General features: G+C 41.7%; 17 protein-coding genes. 9 read left to right on the forward strand and 8 right to left on the reverse strand.

The genetic code is table 11. The annotated features are described in order from the left end of the window. Positions 1-7: 7 nt before the first annotated feature. Positions 8-1,333 carry a 6-phospho-alpha-glucosidase gene (locus MHB67_RS03430; protein ID WP_103132297.1) on the forward strand — a complete coding sequence of 442 codons (1,326 nt, stop codon included), beginning with the start codon at positions 8-10 and terminating at the stop codon, positions 1,331-1,333. Between the two features lie 104 nt (positions 1,334-1,437). Here the strand turns inward: MHB67_RS03430 and MHB67_RS03435 are convergent, their stop codons facing one another. After that, positions 1,438-1,809, reverse strand: a complete 372-nt coding sequence (locus MHB67_RS03435; RefSeq protein ID WP_103132298.1) for a hypothetical protein — start codon at positions 1,807-1,809, stop codon at positions 1,438-1,440. Between the two features lie 184 nt (positions 1,810-1,993). Here MHB67_RS03435 and MHB67_RS03440 point away from each other — a divergent pair, with 184 nt between their 5' ends. Further along, the gene (locus MHB67_RS03440; protein ID WP_103132299.1) at positions 1,994-2,431 is read left to right on the forward strand and encodes an Rrf2 family transcriptional regulator; all 438 of its coding nucleotides are present in this window, start codon (positions 1,994-1,996) and stop codon (positions 2,429-2,431) included. Positions 2,432-2,496: 65 nt separating this feature from the next. Then, positions 2,497-3,408, forward strand: coding sequence for an NAD(P)/FAD-dependent oxidoreductase (locus MHB67_RS03445; RefSeq protein WP_342492788.1), 912 nt, complete (start codon positions 2,497-2,499; stop codon positions 3,406-3,408). Between the two features lie 10 nt (positions 3,409-3,418). Here MHB67_RS03445 and MHB67_RS03450 read toward each other — a convergent pair whose 3' ends face one another. Then, positions 3,419-3,625, reverse strand: a complete 207-nt coding sequence (locus MHB67_RS03450; RefSeq protein WP_103132301.1) for a hypothetical protein — start codon at positions 3,623-3,625, stop codon at positions 3,419-3,421. A 221-nt stretch (positions 3,626-3,846) separates the two neighbouring features. On the opposite strand from MHB67_RS03450, the gene MHB67_RS03455 reads away from it, so the two are divergent. Next, positions 3,847-4,386: a DUF3885 domain-containing protein gene (locus tag MHB67_RS03455; RefSeq protein ID WP_342492789.1), complete on the forward strand. Its 540-nt coding sequence runs from the start codon at positions 3,847-3,849 to the stop codon at positions 4,384-4,386. Positions 4,387-4,566: 180 nt separating this feature from the next. On the opposite strand, the gene MHB67_RS03460 is transcribed toward MHB67_RS03455, so the two are convergent. After that, positions 4,567-5,895, reverse strand: a complete 1,329-nt coding sequence (locus tag MHB67_RS03460) for a 6-phospho-beta-glucosidase (protein ID WP_024424565.1) — start codon at positions 5,893-5,895, stop codon at positions 4,567-4,569. 199 nt (positions 5,896-6,094) lie between these two features. Between MHB67_RS03460 and MHB67_RS03465 the strand changes: the two genes are divergently transcribed. After that, entirely contained in the window at positions 6,095-6,826 is a 732-nt protein-coding gene (locus MHB67_RS03465) for a MurR/RpiR family transcriptional regulator (protein WP_024424566.1), read from the forward strand. Positions 6,827-6,843: 17 nt separating this feature from the next. Here MHB67_RS03465 and MHB67_RS03470 read toward each other — a convergent pair whose 3' ends face one another. Beyond that, the gene (locus MHB67_RS03470) at positions 6,844-8,043 is read right to left on the reverse strand and encodes an MFS transporter (RefSeq protein ID WP_342492790.1); all 1,200 of its coding nucleotides are present in this window, start codon (positions 8,041-8,043) and stop codon (positions 6,844-6,846) included. Between the two features lie 145 nt (positions 8,044-8,188). Between MHB67_RS03470 and MHB67_RS03475 the strand changes: the two genes are divergently transcribed. Next, positions 8,189-8,668, forward strand: coding sequence for a YbaK/EbsC family protein (locus MHB67_RS03475; RefSeq protein WP_024424568.1), 480 nt, complete (start codon positions 8,189-8,191; stop codon positions 8,666-8,668). A 64-nt stretch (positions 8,669-8,732) separates the two neighbouring features. On the opposite strand, the gene MHB67_RS03480 is transcribed toward MHB67_RS03475, so the two are convergent. Together MHB67_RS03480 and MHB67_RS03485 are read right to left on the reverse strand one after the other, a co-directional pair. Beyond that, positions 8,733-9,883, reverse strand: a protein-coding gene (locus MHB67_RS03480; RefSeq protein ID WP_342492791.1) for an IS3 family transposase whose coding sequence is annotated in 2 segments (ribosomal slippage) — positions 8,733-9,610 and positions 9,610-9,883 — 1,152 coding nt in all. Because the reading frame shifts where the segments join, the coding sequence is not laid out codon by codon here. 110 nt (positions 9,884-9,993) lie between these two features. Continuing rightward, the gene (locus MHB67_RS03485; RefSeq protein ID WP_342492792.1) at positions 9,994-10,902 is read right to left on the reverse strand and encodes a LysR family transcriptional regulator; all 909 of its coding nucleotides are present in this window, start codon (positions 10,900-10,902) and stop codon (positions 9,994-9,996) included. 103 nt (positions 10,903-11,005) lie between these two features. On the opposite strand from MHB67_RS03485, the gene MHB67_RS03490 reads away from it, so the two are divergent. Beyond that, positions 11,006-12,208: an MFS transporter gene (locus tag MHB67_RS03490; RefSeq protein WP_044334999.1), complete on the forward strand. Its 1,203-nt coding sequence runs from the start codon at positions 11,006-11,008 to the stop codon at positions 12,206-12,208. Positions 12,209-12,271: 63 nt separating this feature from the next. Here the strand turns inward: MHB67_RS03490 and MHB67_RS03495 are convergent, their stop codons facing one another. Both MHB67_RS03495 and MHB67_RS03500 read right to left on the reverse strand, forming a co-directional pair. Continuing rightward, a complete protein-coding gene (locus tag MHB67_RS03495) occupies positions 12,272-13,351 on the reverse strand; it encodes a DUF3900 domain-containing protein (RefSeq protein ID WP_073204207.1) in 1,080 nt (359 codons plus the stop codon). 200 nt (positions 13,352-13,551) lie between these two features. Continuing rightward, entirely contained in the window at positions 13,552-13,701 is a 150-nt protein-coding gene (locus tag MHB67_RS03500; protein WP_072367870.1) for a DUF1540 domain-containing protein, read from the reverse strand. A gap of 355 nt (positions 13,702-14,056) precedes the next feature. Between MHB67_RS03500 and rfbF the strand changes: the two genes are divergently transcribed. After that, positions 14,057-14,821 carry a glucose-1-phosphate cytidylyltransferase gene (gene rfbF, locus MHB67_RS03505; RefSeq protein ID WP_073204214.1) on the forward strand — a complete coding sequence of 255 codons (765 nt, stop codon included), beginning with the start codon at positions 14,057-14,059 and terminating at the stop codon, positions 14,819-14,821. A gap of 4 nt (positions 14,822-14,825) precedes the next feature. Continuing rightward, positions 14,826-15,797: a GDP-mannose 4,6-dehydratase gene (locus tag MHB67_RS03510; RefSeq protein ID WP_025092661.1), complete on the forward strand. Its 972-nt coding sequence runs from the start codon at positions 14,826-14,828 to the stop codon at positions 15,795-15,797.

Raw genomic sequence — 15,797 nt, forward strand, 5'->3', positions numbered from 1 at the left:
GGATATGATGAAAAAATTTAATATTACCATCGCTGGAGGCGGAAGTACATTTACACCGGGAATCATTTTGATGCTGTTAGACTATCTAGATGAGTTCCCAATTCATACAATTAAACTCTATGATAATGATAAAGCTAGACAAAAGACGATTGCAGATGCATGTGAGATTATGTTAAAAGAACGAGCACCAGAAGTGCGATTACTGGCAAGCACAGACCCAGAAGAAGCCTTTACTCAAGTCGACTTTGTGATGGCACATATTCGTGTCGGGAAATATGCAATGCGAGAATTAGATGAGAAAATTCCATTGAAGCATGGAGTCGTCGGACAGGAAACATGCGGACCAGGCGGAATAGCTTACGGAATGCGGTCCATTCCAGGTGTATTAGAACTTGTCGATTATATGGAAAAATACTCACCAGAAGCTTGGATGTTAAACTATTCTAACCCTGCAGCGATAGTAGCAGAGGCAACACGTAAGCTAAGACCGAATGCCAAAATTTTAAACATATGCGATATGCCAATTGGCATTGAAGAATTAATTGCAAAAAATTTAGGCTTATCTTCGCGGAAAGAACTAGAAGTCGATTACTATGGTTTGAATCATTTTGGCTGGTGGACAGATATTCGAGATAAAGCAGGAAATAGCTTAATGCCTGAGGTAATTAAGCATGTAAGCCAGCATGGTTATGCAACAGATGGAACATCTGAGTTAGAACAGCAGAAGAGCTGGAACAGCACATTAAAAAAGGCCAAAGATATTCAAGCGCTTGATCCAAAAACGGTACCGAATACGTATTTGAAATACTATCTATTTCCAGATGAAGAAGTGGCACATTCAAACATAGCGTTCACGCGTGCCAATGAAGTGATGGAGGGGCGGGAAGCTTTTGTTTTTAGTGAATGTCAGGCCATCATTGATAAAGGAACTGCAAAGGAAACAAAGCTGACGATTGATGAGCACGCTTCTTATATCGTTGATTTGGCAAGAGCCATTGCTTTTAATAAAAAGGAACGGATGCTGATGATTGTAGAGAACAATGGCGCCATTAGAAACTTTGATCCAACAGCCATGGTCGAAATTCCTTGTATCGTTGGCAGCAATGGTCCAGAAAAATTAGTAGTTGGAGAAATTCCTAGATTTCAAAAAAGTCTTATGGAGCAGCAAGTTGGCGTAGAAAAATTAGTAGTAGAAGCATTTGAGGAAGGGTCCTATCAAAAATTATGGCAGGCCATCACATTATCGAAAACGGTGCCGAGTGCTAAAGTAGCAAAAGATATTTTAGACGACTTAATTGTGGCAAATCAAGCATTTTGGCCAGAGTTAACTTAACACGAGAATAAGCAATATGGGCGTGACAGCGCTCATATTGCTTATTTGTTTTTTCAACCGATGTATTGTAAAAAGCCTCCTTACCAAAAGGGGGCCGCCATTCCTTACTCTGCGGTCTCCTCAATCTCACGGTTATCCTCTGTTTCACCAATATAAATAGGGCCGTTTGCGTGGTCGATTCGGATTGGCCATTCGTACGGAATTTGAAGACGTCTAGCAATGGCTCTCCAGAATTTTGTGGAATCCATTTCGAATTCTTGAAAGTCTTTTAATAAGTCTTTGTAAGACGAGCCATCAAATTGAATGAACATATCTTGAAGGCGCATGAACGCGACATGTCTCACTTCAAGTGCTGCTGCGGCATCCATTTCTTCTTCTGTTGCTTCTCCGATGATTGTACCTGCGGGCGGAAGCATGTCGTATACGTTAAATTCCTCTTCTTCTTCGTGTGCTGCATTGTGCGGTTGATCTGACATTTTTCTTCACTCCTTCTAGTTCTCAATCAAAACTTTCTTTCGTGCTTACTTCTATTATCGGAAGGAAATGTGAAATGTGGAATGAAAAGTGGAGCAGATTCACAACTCTTGCTTTTTTCTCTTGAATCATCTATGATCAATTACAGATATAAAAGGTCTATAATAGATAGAAAGGAGTTTCCTCATGAAATATTCTAAAGCAACCAACTATGCGTTGCATACGATGGTGTTTTTAACTCTTGCGCCAAAGGGTAAAGCGATTGGCGTTGAGCCTCTTGCTAAGATGCAAGACCTTTCACCAACCTATTTATCAAAAATTTTAACAAAGCTTGTGAAGGCGGGATTGATTGAATCAACACCTGGTGCAAAGGGAGGTTATACCCTTATCAAACGAAAGGAGGACATTTCGTTTTTAGATGTCATTCAGGCTGTAGAAGGACAAACGAATTTATTTCGCTGCTCCTTAGAGCATGACTCCTTTATGCCTCATGATGGCTGTTTGATTGAACAAGTTATGCAGGATGTTGAAACGAAAATGCAGGAGACATTAAGTCAAAAACGGTTAATTGATATTGCGAGCCAAATTGAACAGACAGAAAAAAATCCATTTTTCAACATGTGATTTTTTTGAACTAATTATAGATATTAAGAGTCTTTAAAGTCTTGAATAAAAAAGGAGAGATTGATATGTTTTTAGATTGTGCCATTATCGGAGGCGGGCCAGCCGGATTAAGTGCAGCACTTGTTGTAGGGAGAGGCAGAAAGCAAGTCATTGTATTTGATGATGAGCTGCCAAGAAATCGAGTGACGCAGGAATCACATGGATTTATTACAAACGATGGAATGACACCGATTGAGATCAGACGAGCGGGAGAGGCAGATCTTCAAAAATACCCTAATATCAAAATCAAACGAAGTCGAATTGTTGATATACAAAAGAAAGAGGAAAGATTTACGTTACTAACACACGAAGGGGATACATTCGAAGCGAAAAAAATCATTTTAGCAACAGGTCTTCAGGATATACTGCCAGAGATCGAAGGAATTCATGATGTGTACGGAAAAACGTTGTTTAGCTGTCCTTTCTGTGATGGATGGGAATTAAAGGACAAAGCACTTGCCCTCATTGCAGAGAATCAGCGAGCCTTGCATATGGCTAAGCTTCTTTCCAATTGGACAAAGGATTTGATCGTGTTTACGAATGGGCACGTGTTGGCTGAAGAGGACAAGGTACTTCTGACCGCACATTCTATTCAAATCATTGATGTGCCAATTGTGTCGATTGATCATGACAATGGGCAGCTGCGCTCTCTCCAGCTTGCAAATGGGGAGACAGTGAAAAGGGAAGGCGGTTTTGTCGCAAGTGAATTCAAGCAGTCAGCCCCATTTGCTGAAAAACTAGGCTGTAAAATGACGAAGAATGCTGGTATTGAAACAGATATTCTTGGACGTACAACCGTCAGTGGTGTCTTTGCATGTGGTGATAATCTAGGCGGTCGTGCTCAGTTAGTTCTCGCAGCAGCAGCTGGAAGCCAGACAGGAATGGGTGTCATTCATGAAATTGTGCAAGAAGAGTTTCAAGAAAAAACATCTCTATGAAAAGAGATGTTCAGCGATGAACGGTTTTCCGTTTTGCTAAGACGTGAGCTGTCCATTCAAAAAGTGCGTAGATGACAAAGAAGATCAGGATCCAGCTGCTGGCATCGACCCATACATTGGTGATCTGAATGACGTTCGCCTGATCAAGTCCAGCCTGTATCCACATGGTGATCAGTGCTGTAAGGAACACTTGTAAAAACCATTTTGATGTTTTCAATTGACCACACCTCCATCTCTTTCTATCATATAAGAAATGACAGTTTATTTCCAATTTGTTTTCCTATATGTTTCAACGGTAAAATGAAAAATAAAACGAGTGAAAGGAAAGCAAATGAGTGATCAAACCAATAGATTTTTAAAAAATCATTTTCCTCATCTTATCCTCACGCCGCCTCTTTTTTATGAGTGGCCTATTGGGCTTCGGTTTGAAGTGGCAGATTGGTCATTAGGAAAAGAATCGATTGTATTAGAAAAAGCGGGAGATCGTGTATAGAGATTGTGAAATATGTTTTTGATCCAGAAGACGACATACTGTTTGTAACGGATGTGTATACAGAACATGAACATGAATTAACGAAGCGAAAGCTCCTGATTTATCAAAAATATGTGCATCGGCAAGTAAGGAACAGATTGCGCCACGAGCTTTTGACTTATGTACGTCCAGAAGTAGAAGATTCACTGACATTAGAGAGATTTACACTCAAATGCCAGCTGCAAGACATTCGATTGCCTCCGCTTCTCCATGCGATGTGCCAGGAGGACTTCTATACGCCGAATCAAATCTTGAAGGGAAAACTAGGGTATGAAATTTACCTAATGAATCTCTCAAAAAAAATGATTTTTCACTTATATGATGATCGAGGCTGTGATCTCATTGCGGCAGATGCTGAGCGTCTACGCCCAGTCTATGAAGGCTTACAGCACTGGCTATTAGACTATGATCGTCCTAAGATGGACCGGCTGTTTGCAGCCAAATAAAAAAACCGCACTTTCGACAAGTGCGGTCAGCGTGTAGACAAACCCTCGCATTCGGTGTCAGTTCTGCGTGCCGGTGCTCACGAATGTCAAATTCGCTCCGCTCCGGTACTCGTCCTTCCTAGACTGCAAAGGTTTTCTATCACGCTGAAAAGAAGACAAAGGGCTAAAATCAAGATCTTTTTATGCTTCTACTTTATTGAAGAATTGTGGCAAATATTCTTTGTGAGCTTCTAGCATTTCATCTAGGATGCTTTTTGCAATGGCATCTGATGGGACAAGCGGGTTGATGGTCATTGCGACAAGAGCTGTGTTGTAATCGCCTGTCACGGCTGCTTCAGCAGCTACACGTTCAAAGGATTTAATTTGAGAAATAAGTCCTTTGACAGCGACCGGCATTTCACCAACAGCGATTGGTTTAGGACCGTCTTTTGTGATCACACAGTTGAGTTCAACCGCAGAATCATTTGGAATGTCACTAATAGCTCCGTTATTAATGGTGTTTACAGGCTGAATGTCATGCTTGTCGTTATAAATGGATGCAATCAAGTTACAAGCCGCATCACTGTAGTAGGCACCGCCTCGTTTTTCAAGCTGTGGCGGCTTGATGTCGAGATCAGGGTCTTTGTAAAGCTCGAACAAATCATTTTCTAATGCGCGAACGACTTCAGCACGAGTTCCCTCATTTGCTGCTGCTTTCTTTTCCTCAGCCAGCATATCACTTGTTTTGTAGTAGTAACGGTGATACGGACAAGGAATGACGCCAAGCCCTTTTAAGAAATCAGCATCCCACGGAATCGCTTGAATGTTGTTCATCGACATGCTGGAGTTTGGATCAGCCATGTCTTCAATGACTTGATCCATGATGCTTTTACCATCTAAGAATACATTGAGTCCAAAGACCATATGGTTTAATCCAGCAAAGCTGACTTCGACTCTGCTTGCGTCGACACCAAGCCCTTTGGCGATTCCCATGCGAATGCCGATCGGCACGTTACATAAACCAACGACTTTACGATGGTTTGAATAACGAAGAACGGCTTCAGTGACCATACCAGCTGGATTTGTGAAATTCACAAGCCATGCATTCGGGCAAAGCTCTTCAATATCTTTGACAATATCAAGAATGACAGGAATGGTGCGAAGTCCTTTGAATAGACCTCCTGGACCATTTGTTTCTTGGCCAATGACATCATATTTTAAAGGAATGCGTTCATCCTTCATACGTGCTTCAAGAAGTCCGACACGGAATTGTGTTGTGACAAAATCAGCATCTACAAGTGCTTTCCTGCGATCTAATGTTAAATGAACCTCGATTGGAAGCCCTGCTTTTTTGACCATGCGTTTTGCAAGATTTCCGACGATCTCAAGCTTTTCTTTTCCCGCTTCAATATCAACGAGCCACAGCTCGCTAATCGGAAATTCATCGTATCGTTTAATAAATCCTTCTACAAGCTCTGGTGTATAGCTTGATCCTCCGCCAATTGTGACAACCTTTAATCCTTTTGCCATGTTCTGCACCTCCGAATAATGTAACGCGCAATGTTATAATAGAGAAAAGTCTTTTTTCTTGTTTGTACATCTATAGCTTATCGTGAGAGCATCATGTGCGTAAATGACTTCAGCGTCTTTAGGCAAGGGTGCCCTATTTAGAGATTTGTTACATAAAAGAAACACATTGTGACATGTAGTTGGAGAAAGGGGAAGTCAGATGTTTTCAAGTGAGGTCATTTCCAGCTTTAATGAACTAGAAAGCGCTTTATACCGATATATCATGGAAAACAGTGAAAAGGTCGTGTACATGAGAATTCGAGATCTTGCAGATGCTGCACATATTTCCACCTCGTCTGTCCTTCGCTTTTGCCGAAAAGTAAATTGTGAAGGCTTTTCAGAGTTTAAAGTGAAGCTCAAAATGTATTTAGAATCAGAGCAGACACCTTCTTTAAAAAGCACACAGCACTTTCTATATGAATTTATTGAACGAACATTGAAGGGAGACTTTGAGGGGAAAATTAAGGAGGCCGCGAAGCTCATAGCTGAGGCAAAAAATGTGCTGTTTATCGGAACTGGAAGTTCTGGCATTTTGGCGCAGTATGGGGCGAGGTACTTTTCCAGTCTTGAGAAATTTTCATTTTACATCAACGATCCGTTTTTCCCGATGAATATGCAGTATTTAGACAATAGTGTCACCATTGTGCTGTCTGTATCAGGGGAGAACAGTATTACGATTGATCATATTTCGAAGTTAAAAAGAGAAGGCAGCAAGATCATTAGTATTACGAATAACCAGCACTGCACGATTTCGCGCATTTCAGATTTAAATATTGCCTACTACGTCACAGATGAGCGGGTCCACAGAGCGAATATCACCACACAGACGCCAGTTGTGTATATTTTAGAAGCAATGGCCCGTGACATGTTTGCGATGTTAAAAGAAAAGTAAAAGAGCCGCTGCATACATCAGCTGCTCTCTTTTTTCTGCTTCATAAAAGCAAGGATGGCAATGCCGGAACAGACGAGCACAAACAGACCGCCCAGCAAATACACAGACCTCGCCCCGTATGCATCTGCAATCAATCCAACAAAGAAAATAGATAAACCGACCGATACTGAAGAAAGGACGTAGTGAGCCGAATACACCTTTGATAAGTCATGTACTGGCGTTTCCGTTTGAAGAATGGTTTGCTGCGAAACATCTCGGATTTGGTAGGCAGGCCCCATCAAAATACAAAGCACCAAAGCAAGCCACGGCAGGCTGTTCAGTGAATAGACAATGGTCAGCACTGCATAAATGAATGAACCAGCTGCCATATAGAGGAGAAGCTGTTTTTGAATAAACTGACTCATCCATGCAGCTAAGAGCCCGCCTATGATGGCACCTGTATAATAAGCGGCATTGATAAATCCCCACCATTCCTCACCTTGCTTTAAATCATGGCTGACAAAGGCAAGCGTAATCGCCCCGATCCACACAGCACCCGCAATATTTTCACAAACATCCATAAAGGTCAGGGTGCGCACCGTTTTATTTCTCCAAATGATCGTCCAACCATCTTTGAAGCTGTTCATCTTATTTGTTTTTCGAACCGTCTCTTCTTGCTTGAGAAGAGGAAAGACAGGGATGAATAATAGATAAGACAACACAATCATGACACAGGTGATCCACATTAAATAAAATGGCCCGATCCATAGGACGAGCATTCCAGTGAACGAATAACCGGCGATTTGAACCATTTGATGAAAAATGGAGGCTGTACTGTTTGCTTTCACAAGCTGATTTGCTGGTACAAGCATCGGCATGATGGCCTGCATTAAAGGACTGATGAACCCGCCTGTGAGGGAAATCAAAATAAGCGCACTAAACAACCAGACCATATGCTGCTGAAAGAAGTGAAATTGGGCTGTAAACATGATGAGCATCCCAAGACGTAAAAGCGGGACCCATTTCAATAGGCGGCCAGCTTGAAAATAATCAGTTAAAACAGGAGAGAATAGCCCAGCCAATAGCTGGCATATCGTTCTGATCAGCGGAAAGACAGCCGCATAGGCAACAGATTGTGTATCTTGATAAATGACAAACGTGATCGTCATCACAAATAAAATATCACTCAGCATGAGAAGGCTTTTACTGCTTGTATAACACCAAAACTTGTTTCCCATATTAAACCGGCTCCTTTTCAAAAACAAGTTCAGTATAGCATGGTGATGGTGTGTCCAGAGGCTTTTCATTGAAAAATACATCTTAAGGATGAGAAGATTGTGATAAGCTAAATGAAGGACATTGTAAGGAAAGGGGTTCAATCGATTGAAAAAATTACCGGCACATGACTTTTTGGACAAACATGGTATCCCATATGAAATCAAAACATTTTCTGCCGAAACAGAAAAAGGAGCAGCAAATGTAGCGGCAGCTCTTGGTTTTCGTGAAAGACAAATGATTAAAACATTGATTTTTGAAACAGGAGAAGGGGAGCAGCTGCTTGTGATGGTTGGCGCTGACCAGCATATTAAGTCAGGGAAACTCAAGAAAGCGGCCGGCTCCCGTAATATTAAAATGGCTTCACCGGAGAAGGTTCTTGAAGTGACGGGCTATCGAATTGGTTCGATTCCACCGTTTTGCTGGCAGCCAGAAGGATTCCGCACCATTATTGAGGCTTCGTTATTAGAAGAGGAAATATTAGGTGTTGGGGCAGGCGAATGGGGAAATGAAATCCTCATCACCCCAGAACAATTGGTGAAAGCCTCAAAAGCTGTACCGTTTGACATCGTGCAGCCAGCTGAATAGAGAAAAAAAGTGCCTGTTTCAGAAGGGACTGACCCCCGTTTTTGAGACAGGGATCAAAACACCTTTATACAGCCAATTGCCGATAGTTGATCGGTGATTGGTTGTTTAGTTTTGTTTGAATACGAATGTTGTTATAATAATAAATGTTTTCTTTGACAGTGCGTTCTACGATGGTGGTCGTAGTTCGATCAATGCTGTTAAGATAGAACGTTTCAGACTTTAGCGAGGAATGAAACGATTCGATGGAGGCATTATCAGCGGGCGTCCCTTTACGGGACATGCTCATGGTAATGCCTTTTATATGAACAGCTTTCTGATACTCGTAAGATGTATACACAGAACCTTGGTCGCTATGTAACACACAGTTTTCAGGCAGTGCTGGGAGCTGATCAAGTGTGTTTAAAATAAAGTCTGTGTCCTGCTTATCACCAATCGTAAACGCAATCACTTCTCCATTATATAAATCCAATATACTGGAAAGGTACAATTGTTTCTGTCCATAAGGCAAATACGTGATGTCCGTTACTAGTTTTTCAAGAGGGCGATCAGACTGAAAGTTCCGATCCAGTATATTACCGGCCACGGCATAGGGCTGCCCATTCTTCTTACGCTTTTTCATTTTAACCCGGCACTGCCACTGGTTTTTCTGCATGATACGTTGAACAGTTTTATGATTAATACGCATTCTCACTTTTAGTAAGGCTGTGATTTTTCGGTATCCATATCGATACTTGTGCTCTCGGCACAACGTGCCGATTTGTTTCTCTAGTTGTCTTTTAGAATGATTCTGATTCAGATTCTTTTTCCATCTATAATACGAAGCGCGTGAGACGCCTAAATGGACACAGATGTCCTGTACTGTCATTGTTTTGCACAATTCTTCTACCAGTTTGATTGACGTTTCCTTATCAACTTCCTTTCCAATTCGTTGTACTTTTTTAAAACTTCATTCTGTTGACTCAGATAGCGATTTTCTGCCTGCAGTCTCTCTAATTCGGAAGAGTACTCGGGACCCTTTCTATGGGTATATTGTTTTCCAACAGGCTGTTCGAACCGGTGTGTATCCCCAGCCTTATGCCACCTCACCCATGTCTGAACCTGCGTTTTATTTTTGATATTCAATTCCCGCAAGATCTCTTTCATTGATACGCCTGCCAATCTCATTTCTACAGCCTTCTGTTTGACTTCAACCGGATAACTCACTCTTGTCCCCATAGAAAAAACACCTCCATGTTTTATTTCGGATCACAACGATCCGTTTTCAAACTTGAAGGTGTTTTTTATTTGTCTCATCTTATGGGGTCAGTCCCGAAGCAGGCACTTTTTTAATTGGCAGCAGGCGCAGTAAATGGACCGATACCTTTCATTTGCAGGAAGGCATCCACGGTTCTATTTTCTTCAAGATCATTCGCCCGTTTGCACACAACAACCGGTCTGACGATCTCAATGCCTTCAATGTACACGCGCCCAATTTCTTGCCGCTTGAGACTGCCATGAACCGCATCACGGGGAACAAGTGTGATGCCATATCCAGCTTTGATCATTTGAATCGCTTCATGAACACCGCTGAATTGTAAATCAACGGTCGGTTTTTTGATTCCTTTCGAGGTAAAAAGAGAAAAGAGCTTATCTCTTGTGGAACTGCCTTCTTCCCGCATCAAAAAAGGCTCCTGGCTCAGGCGCTCTAGCGGGACCGTTTTTCCGTTCAATGGATGGTCTGCCGGGACAATAAAATCATAGCTTAAATTCGTTAAATGAGAGGTGAGAATCTCTTCATGGTGCAAATCCTCGATCACAGCGATGGCCACATCTGATTCATATTGAAGCAGGCTTTCTAAAACTTGAGCGGAGTTTCCACTTTTTAATTCAATTTCCGTTTCGGATGAAGATGTTTTAAAAGCAGCGAGCCAATCTGGCAGTAAAAAGTTGAGTGGTACATAGGTAGAAGCGATGCGGAGCCGCCCCTTTTTTCCGTTTTGTAAAAGTGTAATCTGATATTCTACTTCTTTTTCGGCCTCGAACACTTGCCGGGCATAAGGGTATAGAATTTTCCCCATTTCCGTAAGTGTAATGCCTCTGCCATTTCGTTTAAAAAGACGGAAACCGATCTCACTTTCAATGCTTCTAAGCTGAGCCGTCACAGCTGGCTGTGTCAAAGATAGCACGTCTGCTGTTTGTGTAACGCTTTTTGTCTCTGCGACCTTTGCAAAAATCCGAAGGGCATGTAAATTCAACTTTGCACCACCTATCAATTATTTTGATGGTTTAATCAAAAACATTCATTAGATTTATTATAAGGCATCCCTTATTGTAAAGATAGCGAAGGGGGAAGGAAAAATGGATCATCGTCAAAAGCAAGTGGTGTCAATATCGCTTATCACAGCATTTGCACTGATTGGGGATTCAATGCTTTATATTGTTCTTCCGATCTATTGGAAAGAGGTTGGTTTATCATCTATTTGGGAGGTCGGGCTGCTGCTGTCCATTAACCGATTCATCCGCATCCCGCTAACACCTGTTGTTTGGTGGCTCTATCGGTTTGTTCCAATGAAGACTGGTGTATTGATCGCTATTTTGATTGCATCAGTGACCACAGTGCTATATGGTGTGAGCGGTTTTTGGCTCCTGCTGATTTGCCGCTGCGCTTGGGGGCTGGCATGGACGTTATTGCGTATGAGTGGAATGAGATTAATTGCTGAGATGGAGGAAAGCTCCCAAGGGCATTATACGGGCATTTATAATGGCCTTTACCGGCTTGGCAGTTTATTCGGCATGTTATGTGGCGGAATATTCGCCAGCCTGATCGGCTTCCAGTTCATGACGCTTGTTTTTGGTTTACTCTCATTACTAGGAATCATTTTTTATGTCTCTTTGGATGAGATTGAAAAGGGAGAAGAGGGGCAGGTGTATCAAGTCATCAAACAGAGGTGGCTTGCACGAGATGTTGTAAAAGTATTAATGACAGGTATGCTGATCGCACTTGTGATCCAAGGGTTATTCGCATCAACCCTCAGTCATGTCATTGAAGCAAGGATCGGTCATGGTGAATTTGCTCTGTTCGGCTTTGTTATCGGAGCTTCGGCTTTAAGTGGAATCATTCAAGCGCTCAGATGGGGGTGGGAACCATTTGTAGCACCGAAAACGGGCAGATGGTTTGATGGGCTTGTAATGAAGGAACGAACGCTTTGCTGGATGTTTCTTTCATTTGGAGGTCTCAGTTTTCTGGCGGTCATGCTGAAGGTAAGCGGCTGGTTTCTTGTGATGCTGCTTTTGATCCAGCTGCTCTCAACAATCTTAACGACATTAACGGATACGCTTGCTTTTCAAAAAGCGTCTGCTCAAACAGATAAAAACCGCTTCCTCGCAAGCTATTCCTTTGTTCAAGATATGGGAGCGGCTCTAGGACCCTTGTGCGGATATACGATGATTCAGTTTTTTGGATCAAGCAGCGTCTTTTGGCTGATGCTCATCATAAGCTTATTGCTTGTCAGCATGTGGGCAAGGGGCAGGGAGCTGAATGTTTCTTCTGATCCAGCGTAATAAATCAAGCGTTATACAAAAAAACTGCCTCATGCGCTGAATGCAAGAGGCAGTCGTGTGTTTTTATTCTAGATCTGAATCATAGGCTTTTTTCGTCAACTGGCTGACCACCTCTTTTAATCCATTTGGTTTATGGAATTCAACAGGTGTGCTTCCTTTTTCGAAGACGATTTGATCAGCTTCAACGAGCACGACATATCGATTGTTGAGCTTTGCAATATGGATTGATTGGCCAAAGTCTGCTAGAAGACCTTTGATTTCCGTTTCGCCTAGACGCATTTTCATTGTGATATCAGGAGTTTGTTCAACAATATGGGAGGCCGCTTGTGTGACCTGTTCTGTATCGAGTGTTTCTCTAATTTCTCGTTTTTCACTCGCTTCCCATATTTCAAGATCCTCTTCAAACTGCTTTAATTCTTCACTTTCATCCTGTAATGTTTCAAAAACCTGTTCCTGTACCATATTCATAACCTGTGATTTCATAATTTCAGGCATGGATTCACCGTATTCGACGAACTTCAAAAAGTCTTCAAAATAACGAGCGTGTGAAGATTGGTGAATTTTCACTTCAGCTTCCTCAGTCATTCCCTCTTCTGGCATAAACGGGTATTGAATCGATTTCATGTTTTTTGTCGTAATAGCCATTTCGACTTTTCTAATCAAGGTAGATGTATCAGCGATAGAAGCCACTTTTTGTTCGAAATCGCATTTCATAATAAAGACAAAGGAATCATCGAAATACTTTTTAGGAACAGCAGAAGCAACTAAAAAAACGCCGCCTCTGACAGCACTTGTATCTAAATATGTGCGAACAAACTGTTCACTGCATTCATTAAACAATTCTTTTGTATCTGCAAATCTCGTTTGATGAAATAGGTTGTAGTTTGGGTTTGAATCGAGCTCATGACCGGGTTCTACAATAAATCGGCCAATTTTGGTCGGTACTTGTTCAGATTTAGGGTGTCTGTCCACTTTTCGTTTGACGATTTTTTTCAGTTCACCGTCTAAAAAGTCCTTCAGCTCACTTTGTTCAAATTCTTCTTGATCTAGTGTTTGATAATGTTTAAATCGTTTATTTGCTTGTTCATCTTTGCCTTCGATTTCCACGACAAAGAATGATAGAAAACGTATCGTAAAATCCATTGATTGGTCACCACTTTTTCTTCTTCGGATATGTTGAGTATAGAAAAAGGAGTGAAAATCGTCAACGAATGGAGAAATATCGTGTCATTATTTCCCGAGAAATGTTTATTGAAAAACACTTGATAATAATTATCATTCTTGATAGAATGGTAAAAGAAAAGAAGGAACCTGCCAGTTCCTTCATCTCAGAGAAAAATAGATTATTTTGTTTCAAATGTTTCGCAATCAGTTTCAGTATTGCGAGTCACTTCAGTCATCGTGTTTTTACCAATTTTAATGGTAGAAGCGGTACAGCTGTTTTCAGCCCAAAAACGGCAAGAGTTCACTTCACAAAGAACGTTTTGTGCCAAGGGAATTCACCTCCGTGATTCATATTGAGAATGAAACAAGCTGCCACTTGAATTCATTCAATCTAGTAGTCTCTTTGTAGAAAGAGGCTGTTTGTGCTGGTTATGCACATGTTTATCATACCATCTACCCTGAAAATATACAATTTAAACTTTGGAAGAGCGAGAATATGAATCTCGCTCTTTTTTTATTTGTAAAAATAGTTAAATGCTGGGTGGCACACTCTCTCATTTCGACATATGAATAGAGTAGATTCAAAACCTGATGTCGGACAAAGTATGGGGGTACATGTACTGATTTTCCGCATAAAGATAGGGTTTTTAATCAAAAATCTTCATAGAGAGATGAGGGGAGAAGATGAAAGCAGTCATTCTCTGCGGAGGAAAGGGAACGAGAATGAGTGAGGTCACACAAGCGCTTCCTAAACCACTTGCTATGATCGGAGATCGGCCTATTCTATGGCATATTATGAAAATCTATCAGTATTATGGTGTAGACGAATTTATCCTATTGCTTGGATATAAAGGAGAGAAGATCAAAGAGTACTTTCTGAACTACGACTGGCAGCATCACAGCATTCAGCTCGATATGGCGACAGGAGAAATGAAGCTTTTAGGGAAAAAGGAGAACTGGAAAATCACCTTTTTAGATACAGGTGAAGATACGATGACAGGCGGACGTTTAAAGCAGGCACAGGATTACATTGGTGATGAGACCTTTATGATGACGTATGGTGATGGACTGGCCAATATCAATATGTTTCATTTGCTGAAACGTCATCAGGATCTTGGAGCAGCTGCGACTGTCACAGGCATTGAAAAGAAGTCCCAGTACGGGACACTGAAGGTGTATAACGGGATGGCACAATCCTTCTCTGAGAAGACAGACAGTATCGGGATGATCAATGGAGGATTTTTTGTGTTGTCTCCAAAGGTATTTGATTATTTGACAGATGATGATCAATGCGTGTTTGAAGCGGAGCCTCTTCAAAACCTGGCGGATGATGGAGAGCTTGCCGTTTATGAGCATCACGGATTTTGGACAGCAATTGATACGTATAAAAACCTGAAGGAAATCAACGACATGTGGACAGATGGAAAACAACCATGGAAGGTTTGGTGACAGCATGAGCGGATTTTGGAATGGAAAGAACGTATTTGTAACTGGATGTACAGGGCTGTTAGGGAGCTATCTCGTTAAGGAATTGATTGATCAAGGGGCAAACGTGACTGGACTTGTGCGTGATCAGGTGCCTCGATCGAATTTATATCAAGGCAGTCAATTTGAAAAAATGAATGTGGTGCAAGGTGCATTAGAGGATATGCAGACGATTGAACGTGCGTTAGGAGAATATGAAATTGACACCGTCTTCCATTTGGCCGCCCAAGCCATTGTTGGAGTCGCAAATAGACATCCTGTTTCTACATTTGAAGCGAATATTTTAGGGACATGGAATGTACTGGAGGCATGCAGAAGACAGCCGCTGATCAAACGAGTGATCGTGGCATCAAGTGACAAAGCCTACGGTGATCAAGAGCAGCTGCCATACGATGAAGACATGCCGTTAAACGGGAAACACCCGTATGATGTCTCGAAGAGCTGTGCAGATCTCATTTCTCATACGTACTACAACACATATGGTCTTCCAGTTTGTATTACACGCTGCGGTAATTTATATGGAGGCGGAGATTTGAATTTCAACAGAATCATTCCGCAAACCATTCAGCTTGTGTTAGAAGGAAAGGCGCCGGAAATTAGAAGTGACGGGACATTTATTCGTGATTATTTCTACATTGAAGATGCAGTGAAGGCTTATTTACTGCTAGCTGAGAAGATGGAGGAAAAAGGGCTGGCGGGAGAAGCCTTTAACTTTAGTAACGAGATTCAGCTGACAGTGCTAGAGCTTGTGGATAAGATTTTAAAGGCAATGGGAAGTGAACTGAAGCCTCGTATTCTCAACCAAGGAACACATGAAATTAAGCATCAATATTTGTCAGCAGAGAAAGCGAGAAAGCTGCTTGATTGGAAGCCTGATTACTCCATTGATGAAGGCTTAGAGAAGACGATTGAATGGTACCGCGAATTCTTTCAAAAATAG

Source organism: Bacillus sp. FSL H8-0516 (genome assembly GCF_038635285.1).
Classification (GTDB): Bacteria; Bacillota; Bacilli; order Bacillales; family Bacillaceae; genus Bacillus; species Bacillus safensis.

Coding starts and splice junctions, on each gene's coding strand:
- MHB67_RS03465 (WP_024424566.1), top strand. CDS start 6,095: ATGTTTTCAAGTGAGGTCATTTCCAGCTTTAATGAACTAGAAAGCGCT.
- MHB67_RS03490 (WP_044334999.1), top strand. CDS start 11,006: ATGGATCATCGTCAAAAGCAAGTGGTGTCAATATCGCTTATCACAGCA.
- rfbF (WP_073204214.1), top strand. CDS start 14,057: ATGAAAGCAGTCATTCTCTGCGGAGGAAAGGGAACGAGAATGAGTGAG.
- MHB67_RS03460 (WP_024424565.1), bottom strand. CDS start 5,895: ATGGCAAAAGGATTAAAGGTTGTCACAATTGGCGGAGGATCAAGCTAT.
- MHB67_RS03445 (WP_342492788.1), top strand. CDS start 2,497: ATGTTTTTAGATTGTGCCATTATCGGAGGCGGGCCAGCCGGATTAAGT.
- MHB67_RS03510 (WP_025092661.1), top strand. CDS start 14,826: ATGAGCGGATTTTGGAATGGAAAGAACGTATTTGTAACTGGATGTACA.
- MHB67_RS03435 (WP_103132298.1), bottom strand. CDS start 1,809: ATGTCAGATCAACCGCACAATGCAGCACACGAAGAAGAAGAGGAATTT.
- MHB67_RS03495 (WP_073204207.1), bottom strand. CDS start 13,351: ATGGATTTTACGATACGTTTTCTATCATTCTTTGTCGTGGAAATCGAA.
- MHB67_RS03430 (WP_103132297.1), top strand. CDS start 8: ATGAAAAAATTTAATATTACCATCGCTGGAGGCGGAAGTACATTTACA.
- MHB67_RS03440 (WP_103132299.1), top strand. CDS start 1,994: ATGAAATATTCTAAAGCAACCAACTATGCGTTGCATACGATGGTGTTT.
- MHB67_RS03470 (WP_342492790.1), bottom strand. CDS start 8,043: ATGGGAAACAAGTTTTGGTGTTATACAAGCAGTAAAAGCCTTCTCATG.